At 61.2% G+C, this 15,932-nt stretch carries 13 protein-coding genes; 4 read left to right on the top strand and 9 right to left on the bottom strand.

Annotated features, from left to right (window positions below):
• Positions 1-38 precede the first annotated feature (38 nt).
• The 9 genes from prfB to ACIQU2_RS23475 form a co-directional block, all read right to left on the bottom strand.
• A protein-coding gene (gene prfB, locus ACIQU2_RS23515; protein WP_140677704.1) for a peptide chain release factor 2 occupies positions 39-1,134 on the bottom strand; the annotation gives its coding sequence in 2 pieces (ribosomal slippage) (positions 39-1,061 and positions 1,063-1,134; 1,095 coding nt in all).
• Positions 1,135-1,394: 260 nt separating this feature from the next.
• Positions 1,395-2,396, bottom strand: a complete 1,002-nt coding sequence (locus ACIQU2_RS23510; RefSeq protein ID WP_347805593.1) for a PleD family two-component system response regulator — start codon at positions 2,394-2,396, stop codon at positions 1,395-1,397.
• A gap of 47 nt (positions 2,397-2,443) precedes the next feature.
• Entirely contained in the window at positions 2,444-3,454 is a 1,011-nt protein-coding gene (locus ACIQU2_RS23505) for a chemotaxis response regulator protein-glutamate methylesterase (protein ID WP_403144242.1), read from the bottom strand.
• On the bottom strand, positions 3,451-5,739 hold the full coding sequence (locus tag ACIQU2_RS23500; RefSeq protein ID WP_403144240.1) for a hybrid sensor histidine kinase/response regulator: 2,289 nt from the start codon (positions 5,737-5,739) through the stop codon (positions 3,451-3,453). Before ACIQU2_RS23500 ends, ACIQU2_RS23505 begins: the two co-directional genes overlap by 4 nt.
• Positions 5,736-6,419 carry a chemotaxis protein CheW gene (locus tag ACIQU2_RS23495; protein WP_403144238.1) on the bottom strand — a complete coding sequence of 228 codons (684 nt, stop codon included), beginning with the start codon at positions 6,417-6,419 and terminating at the stop codon, positions 5,736-5,738. Before ACIQU2_RS23495 ends, ACIQU2_RS23500 begins: the two co-directional genes overlap by 4 nt.
• Positions 6,416-7,687 (bottom strand): CheR family methyltransferase, encoded by a 1,272-nt coding sequence (locus ACIQU2_RS23490; protein ID WP_403144236.1) that lies wholly within the window; start codon positions 7,685-7,687, stop codon positions 6,416-6,418. Before ACIQU2_RS23490 ends, ACIQU2_RS23495 begins: the two co-directional genes overlap by 4 nt.
• Entirely contained in the window at positions 7,684-8,220 is a 537-nt protein-coding gene (locus ACIQU2_RS23485) for a chemotaxis protein CheW (RefSeq protein ID WP_403144235.1), read from the bottom strand. Before ACIQU2_RS23485 ends, ACIQU2_RS23490 begins: the two co-directional genes overlap by 4 nt.
• Positions 8,220-9,842: a methyl-accepting chemotaxis protein gene (locus tag ACIQU2_RS23480; RefSeq protein WP_403144233.1), complete on the bottom strand. Its 1,623-nt coding sequence runs from the start codon at positions 9,840-9,842 to the stop codon at positions 8,220-8,222. Before ACIQU2_RS23480 ends, ACIQU2_RS23485 begins: the two co-directional genes overlap by 1 nt.
• Before the next feature lie 237 nt (positions 9,843-10,079).
• On the bottom strand, positions 10,080-10,802 hold the full coding sequence (locus ACIQU2_RS23475) for a tellurite resistance TerB family protein (RefSeq protein WP_403144232.1): 723 nt from the start codon (positions 10,800-10,802) through the stop codon (positions 10,080-10,082).
• 186 nt (positions 10,803-10,988) lie between these two features.
• On the opposite strand from ACIQU2_RS23475, the gene ACIQU2_RS23470 reads away from it, so the two are divergent.
• The 4 genes from ACIQU2_RS23470 (at position 10,989) to ACIQU2_RS23455 (ending at position 15,931) form a co-directional block, all read left to right on the top strand.
• A complete protein-coding gene (locus ACIQU2_RS23470) occupies positions 10,989-11,903 on the top strand; it encodes a LysR family transcriptional regulator (RefSeq protein ID WP_046048338.1) in 915 nt (304 codons plus the stop codon).
• A 130-nt stretch (positions 11,904-12,033) separates the two neighbouring features.
• Entirely contained in the window at positions 12,034-13,491 is a 1,458-nt protein-coding gene (locus ACIQU2_RS23465) for a gamma-aminobutyraldehyde dehydrogenase (protein ID WP_150655387.1), read from the top strand.
• A gap of 90 nt (positions 13,492-13,581) precedes the next feature.
• Positions 13,582-14,733 (top strand): putative ABC transporter substrate-binding protein YdcS, encoded by a 1,152-nt coding sequence (ydcS, locus tag ACIQU2_RS23460; RefSeq protein WP_403144230.1) that lies wholly within the window; start codon positions 13,582-13,584, stop codon positions 14,731-14,733.
• A 160-nt stretch (positions 14,734-14,893) separates the two neighbouring features.
• Positions 14,894-15,931, top strand: a complete 1,038-nt coding sequence (locus ACIQU2_RS23455; RefSeq protein WP_347805602.1) for an ABC transporter ATP-binding protein — start codon at positions 14,894-14,896, stop codon at positions 15,929-15,931.
• The last annotated feature ends 1 nt before the right edge of the window (position 15,932 follow it).

Raw genomic sequence — 15,932 nt, 5'->3', positions numbered from 1 at the left:
CCACCGATGGCGGGGGACTTGAGGTCTTGACTGGCGGTTTACAGGCCTTGCTTCAGGCTCGCCACCAGGTATTCGTCGATGTCGCCGTCGAGCACCTTGTCGCAGTCACTGCGTTCGACGTTAGTACGCAAATCCTTGATTCGCGACTGGTCGAGCACGTAAGAGCGAATCTGGTGACCCCAGCCGATGTCCGACTTGGTGTCTTCCAGGGCCTGGGAGGCGGCGTTGCGTTTCTGCACTTCCTGCTCGTACAAGCGCGCCCGCAACATTTTCATCGCGGTGTCTTTGTTGGCGTGCTGGGAGCGTTCGTTCTGGCAGCTGACCACGGTGTTGGTCGGTACGTGCGTAATACGGACGGCCGAGTCAGTGGTGTTTACGTGCTGACCACCGGCACCGGAGGAGCGGTAGGTATCGATGCGCAGGTCCGACGGGTTGATGTCGATTTCGATGTTGTCATCGATTTCCGGCGACACGAACACGGCCGAGAACGAGGTGTGGCGACGGTTACCGGAGTCGTACGGGCTCTTGCGCACCAGACGGTGCACGCCGATTTCGGTACGCAACCAGCCAAAGGCGTATTCGCCCTTGATGTGGATTGTGGCGCCCTTGATCCCGGCGACTTCACCGGCCGACAGCTCCATGATGGTCGCGTCGAAACCGCGTTTGTCAGCCCAGCGCAGGTACATGCGCAGCAGGATGTTGGCCCAGTCCTGGGCCTCGGTACCGCCGGAGCCGGCCTGGATGTCCAGGTAAGCGTTGTTGGCGTCCATCTCACCGCTGAACATGCGACGGAATTCGAGTTTTTCCAGGGACTCGCGCAGACGCTCGACTTCGGCAGCGACGTCATCGACGGCAGCCTGGTCTTCTTCTTCGGCGGACATCAGCAGCAGGTCTTTGGCGTCGGCCAGGCCGGTGTGCATTTCGTCGAGGGTTTCGACGATCTGAGCCAGCAGGGACCGCTCGCGGCCCAGCTCCTGAGCGTACGTCGGGTTGTTCCAGACATTCGGATCTTCAAGCTCGCGATTGACTTCAGTCAGACGCTCATGCTTTTGATCGTAGTCAAAGATACCCCCGAATAGTTTCGGAGCGCTCGGACAGGTCCTTGATACTGTTAAGGATCGGGTTGATTTCCATGGCGGGCAGCACTCGTTGGCGAACTTTTGAAAGCCGGCGAGTATAACGTAATCAGGCTGTCACGGCAGCCCGCCTGGCGGCTTTAGGGGCGAATGGTTTTGGCTGAAGGGCGGGGGGGATGAGGCTTGTGGCAGCTGCCGAGCCCGCGTTCCGAACTGTAGGAGCTGCCGAAGGCTGCGATCTTTTGATTTTCGCCTTTAAGGCAACATCAAAAGATCGCAGCCTTCGGCAGCTCCTACAGGGCATCGTGTTTCAGCGGGTTACTCAATGCCCACCTGATTACGCCCATTGTTCTTCGCCAGATACAGCCCCTTGTCCGCTGCCGAGATCAATTGCCGGCAATCGCCGCCCGGTTGCGGGGTCATGGTCGACAAACCGATGCTGATGGTCAAACTCGAACCTTCGGCCGGGAAAATGTGCGGAATTTTCAGCGCCGCAACGGTCTGGCGGAGCTTTTCCGCGACCAGTCGCGCGCCGCCCGGCGAAGTATTGGGTAGCACCAGAACGAATTCTTCGCCGCCGTAACGGGCCGGCAGGTCAGAAGGCCGCGCACCGGCATCACGAATCGCCGTGGCCACTTTGCGCAAGGCTTCATCGCCTTCAAGGTGGCCGAAGCTGTCGTTGAAGGACTTGAAGTAGTCGACATCGATCATCAGCAGCGACAGTTGGGTCTGGTCACGCAGCGAGCGGCGCCACTCAAGCGCCAGGTATTCGTCGAAGTGCCGGCGGTTCGACAGCCCGGTCAGACCGTCTGAGTTCATCAAGCGTTGCAGCACCAGGTTGGTGTCGAGCAACTGCTGCTGGCTGACCCGCAACGCGCGATACGCTGCGTCACGCTGCAGCAACGTCATGTAGGAGCGCGAGTGATAGCGGATGCGCGCCACCAGTTCGATGTTGTCCGGCAACTTGACCAGGTAATCATTGGCCCCGGCCGCAAACGCCGCGCTCTTGATCAGCGGGTCTTCCTTGGTCGACAGAACAATGATCGGGATGTCCTTGGTCGCCGGATGATTGCGGTACTCGCGCACCAGGCTCAAGCCGTCAAGACCGGGCATCACCAGATCCTGGAGGATCACTGTCGGATTGATGCGAATCGCCTGGGCGATGGCCTGGTGCGGGTCAGAGCAGAAGTGGAAGTCGATGTTATCTTCGTTCGCCAACCCGCGGCGCACCGCCTCGCCGATCATTGCCTGATCGTCCACCAACAACACCATGGCGGCGTTTTCGTCGGTTTTGAAGCCGTCGAGCTGTAAATCATTCATGGGCAGTCACCTGAGTACTACTTGGGCCAGATTGCTGTGAAAAGCCTTCATTTTGGGAAAATCTCCAGCAATCGTGGCGCTATCTTTTCCAGTGGGCGAATCTCCACAGCGGCGTCGATGGCCGCTGCCGCCTTCGGCATTCCGTACACCGCACTGCTGTTCTGATCCTGAGCGATGGTCAGGTAGCCCTGTTGGCGCATGAGTTTAAGCCCCTGCGCGCCATCGCGTCCCATGCCGGTGAGCAAAACACCCACGGCATCGCCGTTCCAGTAATTGGCCACGCTCTCGAAAAACACATCGATCGAGGGCCGGTAGATCTCGTTGACCGGATCGGCGGTGTAGGCCAGCGAACCGTTTTTCAACAAGCGTATATGGTGGTTAGTACCCGCCAGCAGCACCGTGCCGCTTTGCGGCGGCTCGCCTTCCTGGGCCAGGCGCACGTTCAGGCCGCTGGCGCTGCTGAGCCATTCGGCCATACCAGCGGCGAATACCTGGTCAACATGCTGCACCAGCACGATGGCCGCCGAAAATTCTCGCGGCAGCCCCTTGAGCAAGACTTCCAACGCGGCCGGCCCACCTGCCGATGAGCCGATCGCTACCAGACACTGGCGCGAGACCGAACTGCGTAGCGGGCTCGGAGCCGATCGCTCCCGATTGCCCTTGTCTCCGATCAGCCACCCGATGTTCACGATCTTGCGCAGTAACGGGGCCGCCGCCTCTTGGGCATTGCCGGCACCGAGGGCCGGCGTATCGACCACATCCAGCGCTCCGTGGCCCATGGCCTCGAACACCCGATGCACGTTTTGCTCGCGATCGACCGTAACGATGACGATCGCGCACGGCGTATCAGCCATGATCCGCCGGGTCGCCTCCACGCCATCCATTACCGGCATGATCAGGTCCATCAGGATCAGGTCTGGCGTGTTTTCGGCACAACGTTGCACCGCTTCGGCCCCATTGCTGGCAACCCAAACCACCACGTGCGCCGGCTCGAACGCCAGGGCGCGGCGCAGGGCCTCCACCGCCATGGGCATGTCGTTGACGATTGCGATTTTCATGCCCGCGCTCCTCCAATGAGCTCAACCACCGCGTCAAGCAGGGCGTCGTCATGAAAACTGGCTTTGGCTAGATAATAGTCCGCTCCAGCGTCCAGTCCACGACGACGGTCCTCTTCACGATCTTTGTAAGACACCACCATAACCGGAAGGGATTGGAGGCGATTGTCCCGGCGCAATAAAGACACCAGTTCGATGCCATCCATGCGAGGCATATCAATGTCGGTGATCAGCAGATCGAAATCCTCGGAACGCAAGGCGTTCCAGCCATCCATACCGTCCACCGCCACCGCCACGTCGTAGCCGCGATTGAGTAACAACTTGCGTTGCAGCTCGCGCACGGTCAGCGAATCGTCGACCACCAAAATCCGCTTGCGAGCGGCTTCAACCGCCTGGCTGCCCTGACGGGCAATGCGCTCAAGACGCCCGGTATTGAGCAGTTTGTCCACCGAACGCAGCATGTCTTCGACGTCGACGATCAGCACCACCGAACCGTCGTCGAGCAAGGCCCCGGCGGAAATGTCCTGCACCTTGCCCAGACGCTCGTCCAGCGGTAGTACGACCAACGTCCGCTCGCCGATAAAACGCTCGACCGCCACGCCGTAAATCGCCTCGCGCTCGCGAATCACCACCACTTTGAGAGTTTGCTGACTGTTCTGGCTCGTCGGGCGCTGCAATAGCTGACTGGCCGCGACCAGTCCGACATGCCGGCCTTCGTGCCAGAAATGCTGACGGCCTTCGACCTGGACAATGTCCGCCGGCTCCAGATCGCACATCCGTTCGATGTGCGCCAGCGGAAAGGCATACGCCTCGTCACCGACTTCCACCACCAGACTGCGCACTACCGACAGGGTCAGCGGCACTTCGAGATGGAAGCGACTGCCCTCGCCCGCCGCCTGCTCCAACACGACCGCGCCGCGCACCTGGCGGACCATGTGCTGGACCGCATCCAGTCCGACGCCGCGCCCGGAGACTTCGGTGACCGTGTCGCGCAGGCTGAAACCCGGTAGAAACAGGAACGTCAGCAGCTCTTCTTCACTCAATTGCGCGGCGGTTTCGGCCGGGGACAATTGGCGCTCGATGATACTGCGGCGGACCTTTTCCAGATCGACGCCATTGCCGTCATCGCTCAACTCCAGCACCAACAGGCCAGCCTGATGGGACGCGCGCAAACGGATCAGGCCTTCAGCGGGCTTGCCCGCCAATAGCCGCAGCTCCGGGGATTCGATGCCGTGATCCACGGCATTGCGCAGCAGGTGGGTCAGCGGCGCTTCAAGCTTCTCCAACACGTCGCGATCGACCTGGGTTTTCTCGCCTTCGATCTCCAGTCGCACCTGTTTGCCGAGGCTGCGACTGAGGTCGCGGACCATGCGCTCTTGCCCCGCCAACACATCGGCAAACGGCCGCATGCGGCAGGCCAGCGCGGTGTCGTACAACACTTGCGCCCGTTGACTGGCCTGCCAGGCGAACTCATCCAGTTCGGCGTTCTTTTCCACCAGCAATTGCTGAGACTCAGCCAGTAGCCGACGAGCGTCTTCGAGGGCTTCTTGTGCTTCCAGACTCAAGGCATGTCCCTTGAGGTGGACGTTGAGGTTTTCCAGGGCCCGCAGGCCGTTGTTCTGCATACGCTTGAGGCGCTGCATGGTGGCCAGGTGCGGTTTGAGCCGCAGGGTTTCCACCAGGGATTTGCTCGACAGATCGAGCAGGCTGTTCAGGCGCTCGGCCGTGACCCGCAACACCCGCTCGCCGTTTTCGGTGCCGCGTTTGGCCTTGCGCGGTGGCTCTGCGGGTTGCAGTTCGGCGATCGGGATTGGCACCTCGACCTTGGGCGTCGGTGGTTCGAGCTGAAGTTCCGCCATCACTGGGGCGACAGACGCAGTGACCGGCGCGGGCGCCGCCATCGGATCAAGCAACCGCGCCATCAAGACCACATAGGCCTCGATTTCCGCAGGTTCAGGGTTGTTGTCCGGCGTTGCAATGCGCATCAGCAAATCGGTGCCTTGCAACAACGCATCGATGTGCTCGGGCCGCAGGTACAGGCGCCCTTCCTGGGCACTGACCAGGCAATCTTCCATCACATGCGCGACGCTGACCCCGGCATCGACACCGACGATCCGCGCCGCGCCCTTCAGCGAGTGCGCCGCGCGCATGCACGATTCGAGGTGATCGGCCTGGGTCGGGTCGCGCTCCAGCGCCAAAAGACCTGCGCTCAGCACCAGCGTCTGGGCCTCGGCTTCCAGACTGAACAGTTCCAGCAAAGAGGCGTCGCGCATTTGCTCGGGGGTCATGTAAGGCTCCGGGTCACGGCGTACAACAGCTGTTCTTCATCCAGCCACCGCAGGCTGCGACCTTTGAATTGCAACACGCCACGGGTGTATTTGGCGCTGGCCTGAGTGCCAGAACGGGACGCCGCCTCGAGGACACGTGCGTCGATGGCGTGAATCCCGTCCACTTCATCCACCGGTACCACCACCGGTCCGCCGTGGGCGGCGATGATCAGCATTCGCGGCATGACCCGCGCGCCGGACGCCACGCTGCTGGCGCCGTCGAGCCCGAGCAGTTCCACCAGCGACAGGCACGCCACCAACGCGCCGCGCACATTCGCCACGCCGAGCAAGGCCCGGGAGCGTTGGTGCGGCAACGAGTGAATCGCTTGCAGCGGCGCCACTTCCACCAGACTGCGGGTGGCCAGGGCCAGCCATTCCTCGCCCAGGCGGAACATCAACAGCGAACGGGTTTTCACCTCGCTCTCGACCGCCGTGGTGACTTGCCCGCGGTCTTCCTGCTGCAGCGCATAGCGGTCGAGCAAGCGTGTCGCCGCGGCCGAATACACCGCGCAATTGCGGCAGTGAATGTGATCGCTCAGCAGCGGGCAGGACTTGTCGCCGTGGATACCGATGCGGTTCCAGCAGTCGTCGATGGCCTGGGCATCTACATGGGTGAGGCTAAAGGTGTCGGCGGCGTTCATCGTTTACGCTCACTGTCAGCGGCGCGCTCACTGCGGGCGGCGCGGTCCTGCAATCGTCTGGCTCCCGCCGTGTCGCCCAAGGATTGCAGCAACGCCGCCAGGTGCATCAACGCTTCGGGATGTTGCGGGTCGAGGTACAACGCCTTGCGATAAAAACCCTGAGCCTCAAGGACTCTGCCGGCGACATCGCTGAGCAAGCCCAGCCAGTAGAAGACCTGGGCCACTGGTTCATGACTGCGCAAATAGCTATCGCACGCGGCGCGGGCCTCGGCACTTTTGCCTTCGTTGGCCAGCGCGGCGATGTTCGCCAGCAGCGCGGCGGTGTCCGGGTTGGCGACTTTCGTCACGACAGGTAGCGGCGCTACCGTTGCGAAGGGCCGACTGAGAACGGGCGGCGGTGTCACGCTGCCCACCGGTTGGCGCACGGGCAGAGGCGTCGGCACGAACGTCGCAAAATGCTCCGGCTCAGGAGCGCTTTGACGACTGAACGCAAAGGACTGCGGGATGCCGATCGAACGCATGCCGAAACGGCCGAGCAAACTGCCCTCGGACGGGCCGATAAACAGCACGCCATCCACATGGGTCAAACGCTTGAGCACTTCGAACACTTGCTGCTGGGTCGGCTGATCGAAATAGATCAGCAGGTTGCGGCAAAACACAAAGTCATAAGGCGGCTCGTTGGCCAGCAACGTCGGATCCAGCAGATTGCCGACCTGCAAACGCACTTGTTCGAGCACTCGCCCGCTGAGGCGATAGCCCTCGCCTTCGGCGGTGAAATGTCGATCGCGAAACGCGATGTCCTGACCACGAAACGAATTCTTGCCGTACAGCGCGTGCCGGGCTTTTTCCACCGACAACAGGCTGACGTCCATGCCTTCGACCTTGAACTGGTGCGGCTGGAACCCGGCATCAAGCAACGCCATGGCGATGGAATACGGTTCTTCACCGGTGGAACACGGCAGGCTGAGAATCCGCAGCGCGCGCATGTTGTTGATGTCGCTCAGACGTTTGGCAGCCAGTTTCGCCAGGGTGGCGAAGGATTCCGGGTAACGGAAAAACCAGGTCTCGGGGACGATCACCGCTTCGATCAGCGCCTGCTGCTCGTCCCGCGAACCCTGCAAGGTGTACCAATACTCATCGGCCGTCAGCGCGTTGGACGCCGTGCTGCGCTGACGCACCGCACGCTCGATGATCGCCGGCCCCACCGAGGTCACGTCGAGACCGATGCGCTCTTTGAGGAAATCGAAAAACCGCTGATCGCTGCTCATGGCCGCTCCTCAAGCAGCGCCAAGTCCAGTGGCGTCGACGGAAACAGCAGCGCGCGAACCTGCTCATCGAGCAAGTCGGCGACCCGCACCCATTGCAGCAAACCTTGGGCATCTTCGCGCACCGGCCCGAGGTACGGCGCCTGGCGATTGTCCAAGCCATAAGGCTGAAAATCCGCCGGGTTGCAGCGCAAGGTATCGGTGGCCTGCTCCAGAATCAGCCCGAGCAATTGCGCCTCAGTGGTTTCATCCGGGCGGTAATTGACCAGCACCAAGCGCGTGCTGGTGCGGGCCTGGGCCGGTTGGCCGAAGGTCAGCGCACTGAGGTCGATCACCGGCACCACCGCGCCGCGATAAGCGAACACCCCGGCGACCCAGTCCGGCGCGCGGGGAATCGGCTTCAACGGCAGGCGCGGCAGCACTTCCGCCACCTCAATGGCCTGCAAGGCAAAGCGCTCGTTGCCGATGCGGAACACCAGAAACAATGATTGCAGCGCCGGCTTCACGGCGATGCGTTTGGCCGTGAGTTCGCTCATCAGACTTTGAATCGCGAAACGCCGCTACGTAGCCCTACAGCTACCTGGCTCAGTTCATCGATAGCGAAACTGGCCTGGCGCAGGGACTCGACGGTCTGGCTGCTGGCATCGCCCAACTGCACCAACGCATGGTTGATCTGTTCAGCGCCCGTGGCCTGGGCCTGCACGCCTTCGTTGACCATCAACACCCGTGGCGCCAGCGCCTGAACCTGATGAATGATCTGCGACAACTGCTCGCCGACCTGCTGCACCTCAGACATGCCGCGGCGCACCTCTTCGGAGAACTTGTCCATGCCCATGACCCCGGCCGACACCGCCGACTGGATCTCGCGCACCATCTGCTCGATGTCGTACGTGGCGACGGCGGTCTGGTCCGCCAGACGCCGCACTTCGGTGGCGACCACGGCAAAACCGCGGCCGTATTCACCGGCTTTTTCGGCCTCGATGGCAGCGTTGAGCGACAGGAGATTGGTCTGGTCGGCGACCTTGACGATGGTCACCACCACTTGATTGATGTTGCCGGCCTTCTCATTGAGGATCGCCAGTTTGGCGTTGACCAGATCAGCCGCGCCCATCACCGAGTGCATGGTCTCTTCCATCCGCGCCAGGCCTTGCTGCCCGGAGCCGGCGAGCACCGAGGCCTGATCGGCGGCGGTGGAGACTTCGGTCATGGTGCGCACCAGATCACGGGAAGTGGCGGCAATCTCACGGGACGTTGCGCCGATTTCGGTGGTGGTGGCGGCGGTTTCGGTGGCGGTCGCCTGCTGTTGCTTGGAGGTGGCGGCGATCTCGGTCACCGACGTGGTGACCTGCACCGAGGAGCGTTGGGCCTGGGACACCAGCGAGGTGAGCTCGGCCATCATGTCGTTGAAGCCGGTTTCCACCGCGCCAAATTCGTCCTTGCGCGCAAGGTTCAAGCGGCCGCTCAAATCACCCGTGCGCATGATTTCGAGGATCTGCACGATACGGTTCATGGGCGCCATGATCGCGCGCATCAGCAACAGGCCGCAGAGACCAGCGGCCAAAACCGCCACCAGCAGGGAAATGCCCATGATGACTTCAGCGGTGAGCACGGCGTCATGGATGTCCGCCATGGCCTGATCTGCCCTGGCTTTGTTGTACTCAAGAATGTCATTTAGTTTCAGACGCCCCGCGGTCCACGTCGGGGTCAGCTGTTCGTTGAACAACTTGATGGCGTCGGCTCGCTGGTTGCGCTGATGCAAGTCGAACACCGCGGCCAGCATCTTGCCGTAATCCTGATGGATTTTTTGGAAAACCGCGAACTCAGCTCTGTCTTCTTCGGTAGTCACAGTGCCGCGATAGTTGTTGATCGCTTCCTGCACTTGCGCTTCATAGTTCTTGAGGTCGGCGAGATCTTCGGCACTGATACCCTGCCCTTCCTTCAGACCCAGCATCTCCTCAATGTGGAGGAAGCTGTCGACCCAAGCGCCACGAATCATCGAACTGTAATAGACCCCGGGAAGCGCGTCTTCACGGACGCTGTCTTCGCTGACCTCGATCTTCAACAGCCGCGAATACGAGACGACGACCATTAGCAACATGATGGCGATAATCACCGCAAAGCTCGCCAAAATGCGTTGGCGCAACGTCCAGTTCTTCACAGTCAGTCCTCGGGGTGCAGTTGAAATGTTGCGGAGTATAGCTGAGGGCGGTGTTTCATTTGTAAGACGGGTGCGCACCACGTCTCATCTCGGTGCAAATCGCTGAAAAACCTGTGTGGCGAGGGGCTTGTGTCGTTTCGGAACGCGCTGTTGTGATGCAAAAAAAATCGCAGGCTCCGCCAGTGCCTACGGTCGATGTAGGCATTGGCGAAACCTGCGATTTTTTTAGGACAACGCTTAGATAGAAGCCTGACGCACCTGCTTCTCCAACTCAGCCTTCAACCCCGGCTCAAGCTTCAGTTGCCGCGCCAGTTCATCGAGGTAGGACTTCTCCATGAAGCTCTCCTCATCCACCAGCATCACGCTGGCGATGTACATCTCAGCGGCCATTTCCGGCGTACTGGCAGCGCGGGCAACGTCGGCCGGGTCCAGCGGCTTGTTGAGTTCGGCGTGCAGCCAGTGCTGCAACTCCTGATCGTTATCGAGCTTGGTGAATTCGCCCTCGATCAGCGCACGCTCACGCTCATCGACATGGCCATCAGCTTTAGCCGCAGCCACTAACGCTTGGAGAATCGCCTGGCTATGCTGTTCAACTTGCGCCGCCGGTAAGCGGTCGATGGTTTGCGGTTCAGTCTTCGGCGCGGTGCCCTGCTGGGCCTGCCAGTTGCCATACGCCTTGTAGGCAATCACGCCCAACGCAGCCAGGCCGCCGTAAGTCAGGACCTTGCCGCCGACACTGCGCCCTTTCTTGCTGCCCAGCAGCAAGCCCATGGCACCCGCCGCCAACGCCCCGCCGCCTGCGCCCGAAAGCAAACTGCCGAGGCCGCCCGAACCGCCGCTGCCGCCAAGCAATCCGCCCAAACCACCGCCGGAGGTCTTGTTTTGTGAGCCGCCGGCCTTGTTCTGCAACATGTCCTGACCGGACTTGAGTAGCTGATCGAGCAATCCACGGGTGTTCATTTGCTGCCTCCACGCATTCGGGTTAACCAGATCTTTAAGGCCACCAGCCTAGATCGAAAGTGCCCGGTGTCCGGAAGCGAGAGTGCTTCGAGATGTTGCGCAGCGCTCTTTAGCTGACCGCTGCCATTCAGAAAAAAAGATATACACTCAGAAAAATCGATAAAACCGCCCACCGGGTACTTCCCCATGATGACCCTGCGTCAGATCCGCCATTTCATCGCCGTGGCTGAGACCGGTTCAATCTCCGCCGCCGCGCAAACCGCATTCATTTCCCAGTCCACCCTGACCCTGGCGATCCAGCAACTGGAGCAGGAAATCGGCGTCGGCCTGTTCAATCGTCACGCCAAGGGCATGACGCTGACTCACCAGGGCCACCAATTCCTACGTCAGGCGCACCTGATTCTGGCGACGGTGGACAACGCCAAACGCAGCCTGCAACAGAGCACCGATCAGGTCGCCGGGCAGTTGATCATCGGCGTGACCAGCCTGGTGGCCGGTTACTACCTTGCGGATCTACTCACCCGTTTCCAGCGCGCCTACCCCAACGTCGAGATCCGGGTGATGGAGGATGAGCGGCCATACATCGAGCATTTGCTGGTCAGTGGCGAGATCGATGTCGGCGTGCTGATCCTCTCCAACCTCGAAGACCGCCACGCCTTGCAGACGGAAGTGCTGACCCACTCACCCCATCGGTTATGGCTGCCGGCCCAGCATCCGCTGCTGGAACACGACAGCATCAACCTCGCCGACGTGGCCCGCGAACCGCTGATTCAACTGAACGTCGATGAAATGGACCGCAATGCGCAACGCATGTGGGCGGCGGCTTCGCTACAACCGCGCATCACCTTAAGAACGGCGTCGACCGAAGCGGTCCGAAGCCTGGTGGCAGCGGGTTTGGGCGTGTCGATCCAGCCCGACATGACTTACCGCCCGTGGTCACTGGAGGGCGACATCATCGAAGCGCGACCGATTGCCGACCTGAGCCAGACCCTCGACGTCGGCCTGGCCTGGCGTCGTGGCACCGCGCGCCCAGCGCTGGTGGACCCATTCCTGACCGTCGCCCGCGAGCAGCCCCACGGCGGGCGCAAGCCATCTATTTAATCGAACGCCACCTTCAGTATTTAGAATTTGTCGACCTCGGGCCTGAGCACTAGTCTTGCTACATCTATAAGACGGCCGGGCCCCAGTCACAGGGAGCAGCATGGCCACACAAGAAAAGAGAACCCGAAAAATGGCTGGCGCGCAGACCCCGTTGTTCACCGCGTTGTTGATCGATGGCGAACTAGTCGCGGGCCAAGGCTTTGTCGAACCGATCCTCAACCCGGCCACCGGGGAAGTACTGACGCACATCGCCGAAGCCAGTACCGAGCAAGTCGAAGCCGCCATTCTCGCCGCCCACCGCGCCTTTGCCGGCTGGTCGCGGACTACACCGCAACAACGCTCGAACCTGCTGCTGGACATCGCCAACGCCATCGAAAAACAAGCCGACCTCCTCGCCCGCCTCGAATCCCTTAACTGTGGCAAGCCCTTGCACCTGGCCCGTCAGGATGACTTGAGCGCCACGGTCGATGTGTTCCGTTTTTTCGCCGGCGCCGTGCGCTGTCAGACGGGTCAGCTCAGCGGCGAATACCTGCCGGGCTACACCAGCATGGTCCGTCGCGATCCGATTGGCGTGGTCGCCTCGATTGCGCCGTGGAACTACCCGATCATGATGGCCGCGTGGAAAATCGCCCCGGCCCTGGCCGCTGGCAACACGCTGGTATTCAAGCCCTCCGAACACACGCCACTGTCGATTCTGGCCCTGGCGCCCGCGCTGGCCGAGATCCTGCCGCGCGGTGTGATCAACATCATTTGCGGTGGCGGTGAAGGCGTCGGCAGCCACTTGGTCAGTCATCCTAAAGTGCGCATGGTGTCACTGACCGGCGATATCGTCACGGGGCAAAAAATCCTCCAAGCCGCGGCGAAAACCCTGAAGCGCACTCACCTCGAACTCGGCGGCAAGGCCCCGGTGATCGTCTGCAACGATGCGGACATTCAAGCCGTGGTCGAAGGCGTGCGCACTTATGGCTATTACAACGCCGGCCAGGACTGCACCGCAGCGTGCCGAATTTATGCACAGGCCGGGATTCATGACCGCTTGGTGGCCGAACTTGGCGCGGCGGTCAGCAGCCTGCGCTTCGCCGGCAAGCGCGACGCCGACAACGAGATCGGCCCGCTGATCAGCACCCGCCAACGCGACCGCGTGGCCAGTTTCGTCGAGCGCGCCCTCGGCCAGCCGCACATCGAACGAGTGACTGGCGCGGCGGTGCATTCCGGTGCCGGCTTCTATTACCAGCCGACCCTGCTGGCCGGTTGCAAGCAGAGCGATGAAATCGTCCAGCGCGAAGTCTTCGGGCCGGTGGTCACCGTGACCCGTTTCGATCAGCTCGAACAAGCCGTGGACTGGGCCAACGACTCGGAATACGGCCTCGCCTCCTCGGTCTGGACCCAGAACCTGGACAAGGCAATGCAGGTCGCGGCGCGCTTGCAGTACGGCTGCACCTGGATCAACAGCCATTTCATGCTGGTCAGCGAAATGCCCCACGGCGGCCTCAAGCGTTCGGGCTACGGCAAAGACTTATCCAGCGATTCGCTTCAGGACTACAGCGTGGTGCGGCACATCATGGCCCGTCACGGACAGCATTTGTAAAAGCGCACTACGCTAACAATTAGCCGTAAAGGCATCGGCTTCACCACGTTCAAAACTGCCCCGACCATAATTAAAGAAGAGGGAAACCCCATGTTCGTGCACAAGACCGCACTGATCAGTGCAATCACCACCGCGCTGCTGGCCAGTGCCAGTATCCAGGCCGCCGAACCGCTGAAAGCCGTCGGTGCCGGCGAAGGTCAGCTGGATATTGTGGCCTGGCCTGGCTACATCGAACGTGGCGAAAGCGACAAGGCCTACGACTGGGTCACCGGTTTCGAAAAGGAAACCGGCTGCAAGGTCAACGTCAAGACAGCCGCCACTTCCGATGAGATGGTCAGCCTGATGGCCAAGGGTGGTTACGACCTGGTGACTGCATCCGGCGACGCCTCCCTGCGGTTGATCGCCGGCCAGCGTGTGCAGCCGATCAACACGGCGTTGATCCCGAACTGGAAGAACATTGACCCTCGCCTCAAGGACGGCCCTTGGTATGTCGTCAATCAGCAAACCTACGGCACCCCGTACCAATGGGGCCCGAACGTGATGATGTACAACACCAATATCTTCAAAACGGCACCAGACAGCTGGAGTGTGGTGTTCGAAGAGCAAACCCTGCCGGACGGCAAGTCCAACAAGGGTCGGGTCCAGGCCTACGACGGCCCGATCTATATCGCCGATGCGGCGCTTTATCTCAAATCGAAACAGCCGGAGCTGGGCATCAAGGACCCGTACCAGCTCAACGAAGCGCAATACAAAGCGGCGCTGGACCTGCTTCGCAAGCAACAGCCCTTGATCCACCGCTACTGGCATGACGCAACGGTCCAGATGAGTGACGTCAAAAACGAAGGCGTGGCGGCGTCCAGCAGTTGGGGCTACATGGTCAACGGCCTGGTGGCGGACAAGCAGCCGGTTGCCTCGGTCATTCCAAAAGAAGGTGCAACGGGTTGGGCCGACACCACCATGTTGCACGCCGAAGCCAAGCACCCGAACTGCGCCTACAAGTGGATGGACTGGTCGCTGCAACCGAAAGTCCAGGGTGACCTGGCGGCATGGTTCGGTTCGTTGCCGGCGGTTCCGGCGGGATGCAAGGAGAGCGAGTTGCTAGGCGCCGAGGGCTGCAAAACCAACGGCTTCGACCAGTTCGAGAAAATCGCCTTCTGGAAAACCCCGCAGGCTGAAGGCGGCAAGTTCGTGCCGTACAGCCGCTGGACCCAGGACTACATCGCGATCATGGGCGGTCGCTAACACCCCTGTAGCAGCTGCCGAGGAACGAGGCTGCGTTGCGTGTCCGCAGGACCGCCCTCGGCAGCTGCTACAGATCGCTCCCACAAGAGCACCGCAAAACCTGTGGGAGCGAGCTTGCTCGCGATGCTTTTAAAGATTCAGATTTTTGGAGTTGCGCACCATGACGCTTGCAGTCCAGTTCACCAACGTTTCCCGTCAGTTCGGCGAAGTGAAGGCCGTTGACCGGGTTTCCATCGACATCCAGGACGGCGAGTTCTTTTCCATGCTGGGCCCTTCCGGCTCGGGCAAAACTACCTGCCTGCGCCTGATCGCCGGTTTCGAACAACCGAGTGCAGGCTCTATCCGTATTCACGGCGAAGAAGCCGCCGGGCTGCCGCCGTATCAGCGTGACGTGAACACCGTGTTCCAGGATTACGCGCTGTTCCCGCACATGAACGTACTCGACAACGTCGCCTACGGTTTGAAAGTCAAAGGCGTCGGCAAGTCCGAACGCCAGAAACGCGCCGAAGAAGCCCTCGACATGGTCGCCCTCGGCGGCTACGGCGAGCGTAAACCGGTGCAGCTTTCCGGCGGTCAGCGCCAGCGTGTCGCCCTGGCCCGCGCCCTGGTCAATCGCCCGCGCGTGCTGCTGCTCGATGAACCGTTGGGCGCCCTCGATTTGAAGCTGCGCGAGCAAATGCAGGGTGAACTGAAGAAGCTGCAACGCCAGCTCGGCATAACCTTCATCTTCGTCACCCACGACCAGACCGAAGCGCTGTCGATGTCGGATCGTGTGGCTGTGTTCAACAAGGGGCGCATCGAGCAGGTCGACACCCCGCGCAATCTGTACATGAAACCGGCTACAACCTTTGTCGCCGAATTCGTCGGCACCTCCAACGTGATTCGCGGCGATCTGGCGAAACAATTGAGCGGCAATCCACAGCCGTTTTCGATTCGCCCGGAACACGTGCGTTTCGCCGAAGGTCCGCTGGCCAGCCATGAAATCGAAGTCAGCGGTTTGCTCCATGACATTCAGTACCAGGGCAGCGCCACGCGCTATGAATTGAAACTGGAAAACGGCCAGACCCTGAACATCAGCCAGGCCAACGTCCAGTGGCTGGACGTCAGCGCGCAACATCAGACCGGACAACGCATCAGCGCACGCTGGGCACGGGAAGCGATGATCCCTCTGCACGACAACGTTGTCGGCGGGGTGTGAG

Source organism: Pseudomonas sp. NPDC098740 (assembly GCF_044760065.1).
Taxonomy (GTDB): Bacteria; Pseudomonadota; Gammaproteobacteria; order Pseudomonadales; family Pseudomonadaceae; genus Aquipseudomonas; species Aquipseudomonas rossensis.
This window is presented reverse-complemented; position numbering and strand designations above follow the sequence as displayed.

Excerpts from the sequence above, each read along its gene's own strand:
- ACIQU2_RS23510 (WP_347805593.1), bottom strand. The coding sequence starts at position 2,396 with ATGAATGATTTACAGCTCGACGGCTTCAAAACCGACGAAAACGCCGCC.
- ACIQU2_RS23505 (WP_403144242.1), bottom strand. The coding sequence starts at position 3,454 with ATGAAAATCGCAATCGTCAACGACATGCCCATGGCGGTGGAGGCCCTG.
- ACIQU2_RS23500 (WP_403144240.1), bottom strand. The coding sequence starts at position 5,739 with ATGACCCCCGAGCAAATGCGCGACGCCTCTTTGCTGGAACTGTTCAGT.
- ACIQU2_RS23495 (WP_403144238.1), bottom strand. The coding sequence starts at position 6,419 with ATGAACGCCGCCGACACCTTTAGCCTCACCCATGTAGATGCCCAGGCC.
- ACIQU2_RS23490 (WP_403144236.1), bottom strand. The coding sequence starts at position 7,687 with ATGAGCAGCGATCAGCGGTTTTTCGATTTCCTCAAAGAGCGCATCGGT.
- ACIQU2_RS23485 (WP_403144235.1), bottom strand. The coding sequence starts at position 8,220 with ATGAGCGAACTCACGGCCAAACGCATCGCCGTGAAGCCGGCGCTGCAA.
- ACIQU2_RS23475 (WP_403144232.1), bottom strand. The coding sequence starts at position 10,802 with ATGAACACCCGTGGATTGCTCGATCAGCTACTCAAGTCCGGTCAGGAC.
- ACIQU2_RS23470 (WP_046048338.1), top strand. The coding sequence starts at position 10,989 with ATGATGACCCTGCGTCAGATCCGCCATTTCATCGCCGTGGCTGAGACC.
- ACIQU2_RS23465 (WP_150655387.1), top strand. The coding sequence starts at position 12,034 with ATGGCTGGCGCGCAGACCCCGTTGTTCACCGCGTTGTTGATCGATGGC.
- ydcS (WP_403144230.1), top strand. The coding sequence starts at position 13,582 with ATGTTCGTGCACAAGACCGCACTGATCAGTGCAATCACCACCGCGCTG.
- ACIQU2_RS23455 (WP_347805602.1), top strand. The coding sequence starts at position 14,894 with ATGACGCTTGCAGTCCAGTTCACCAACGTTTCCCGTCAGTTCGGCGAA.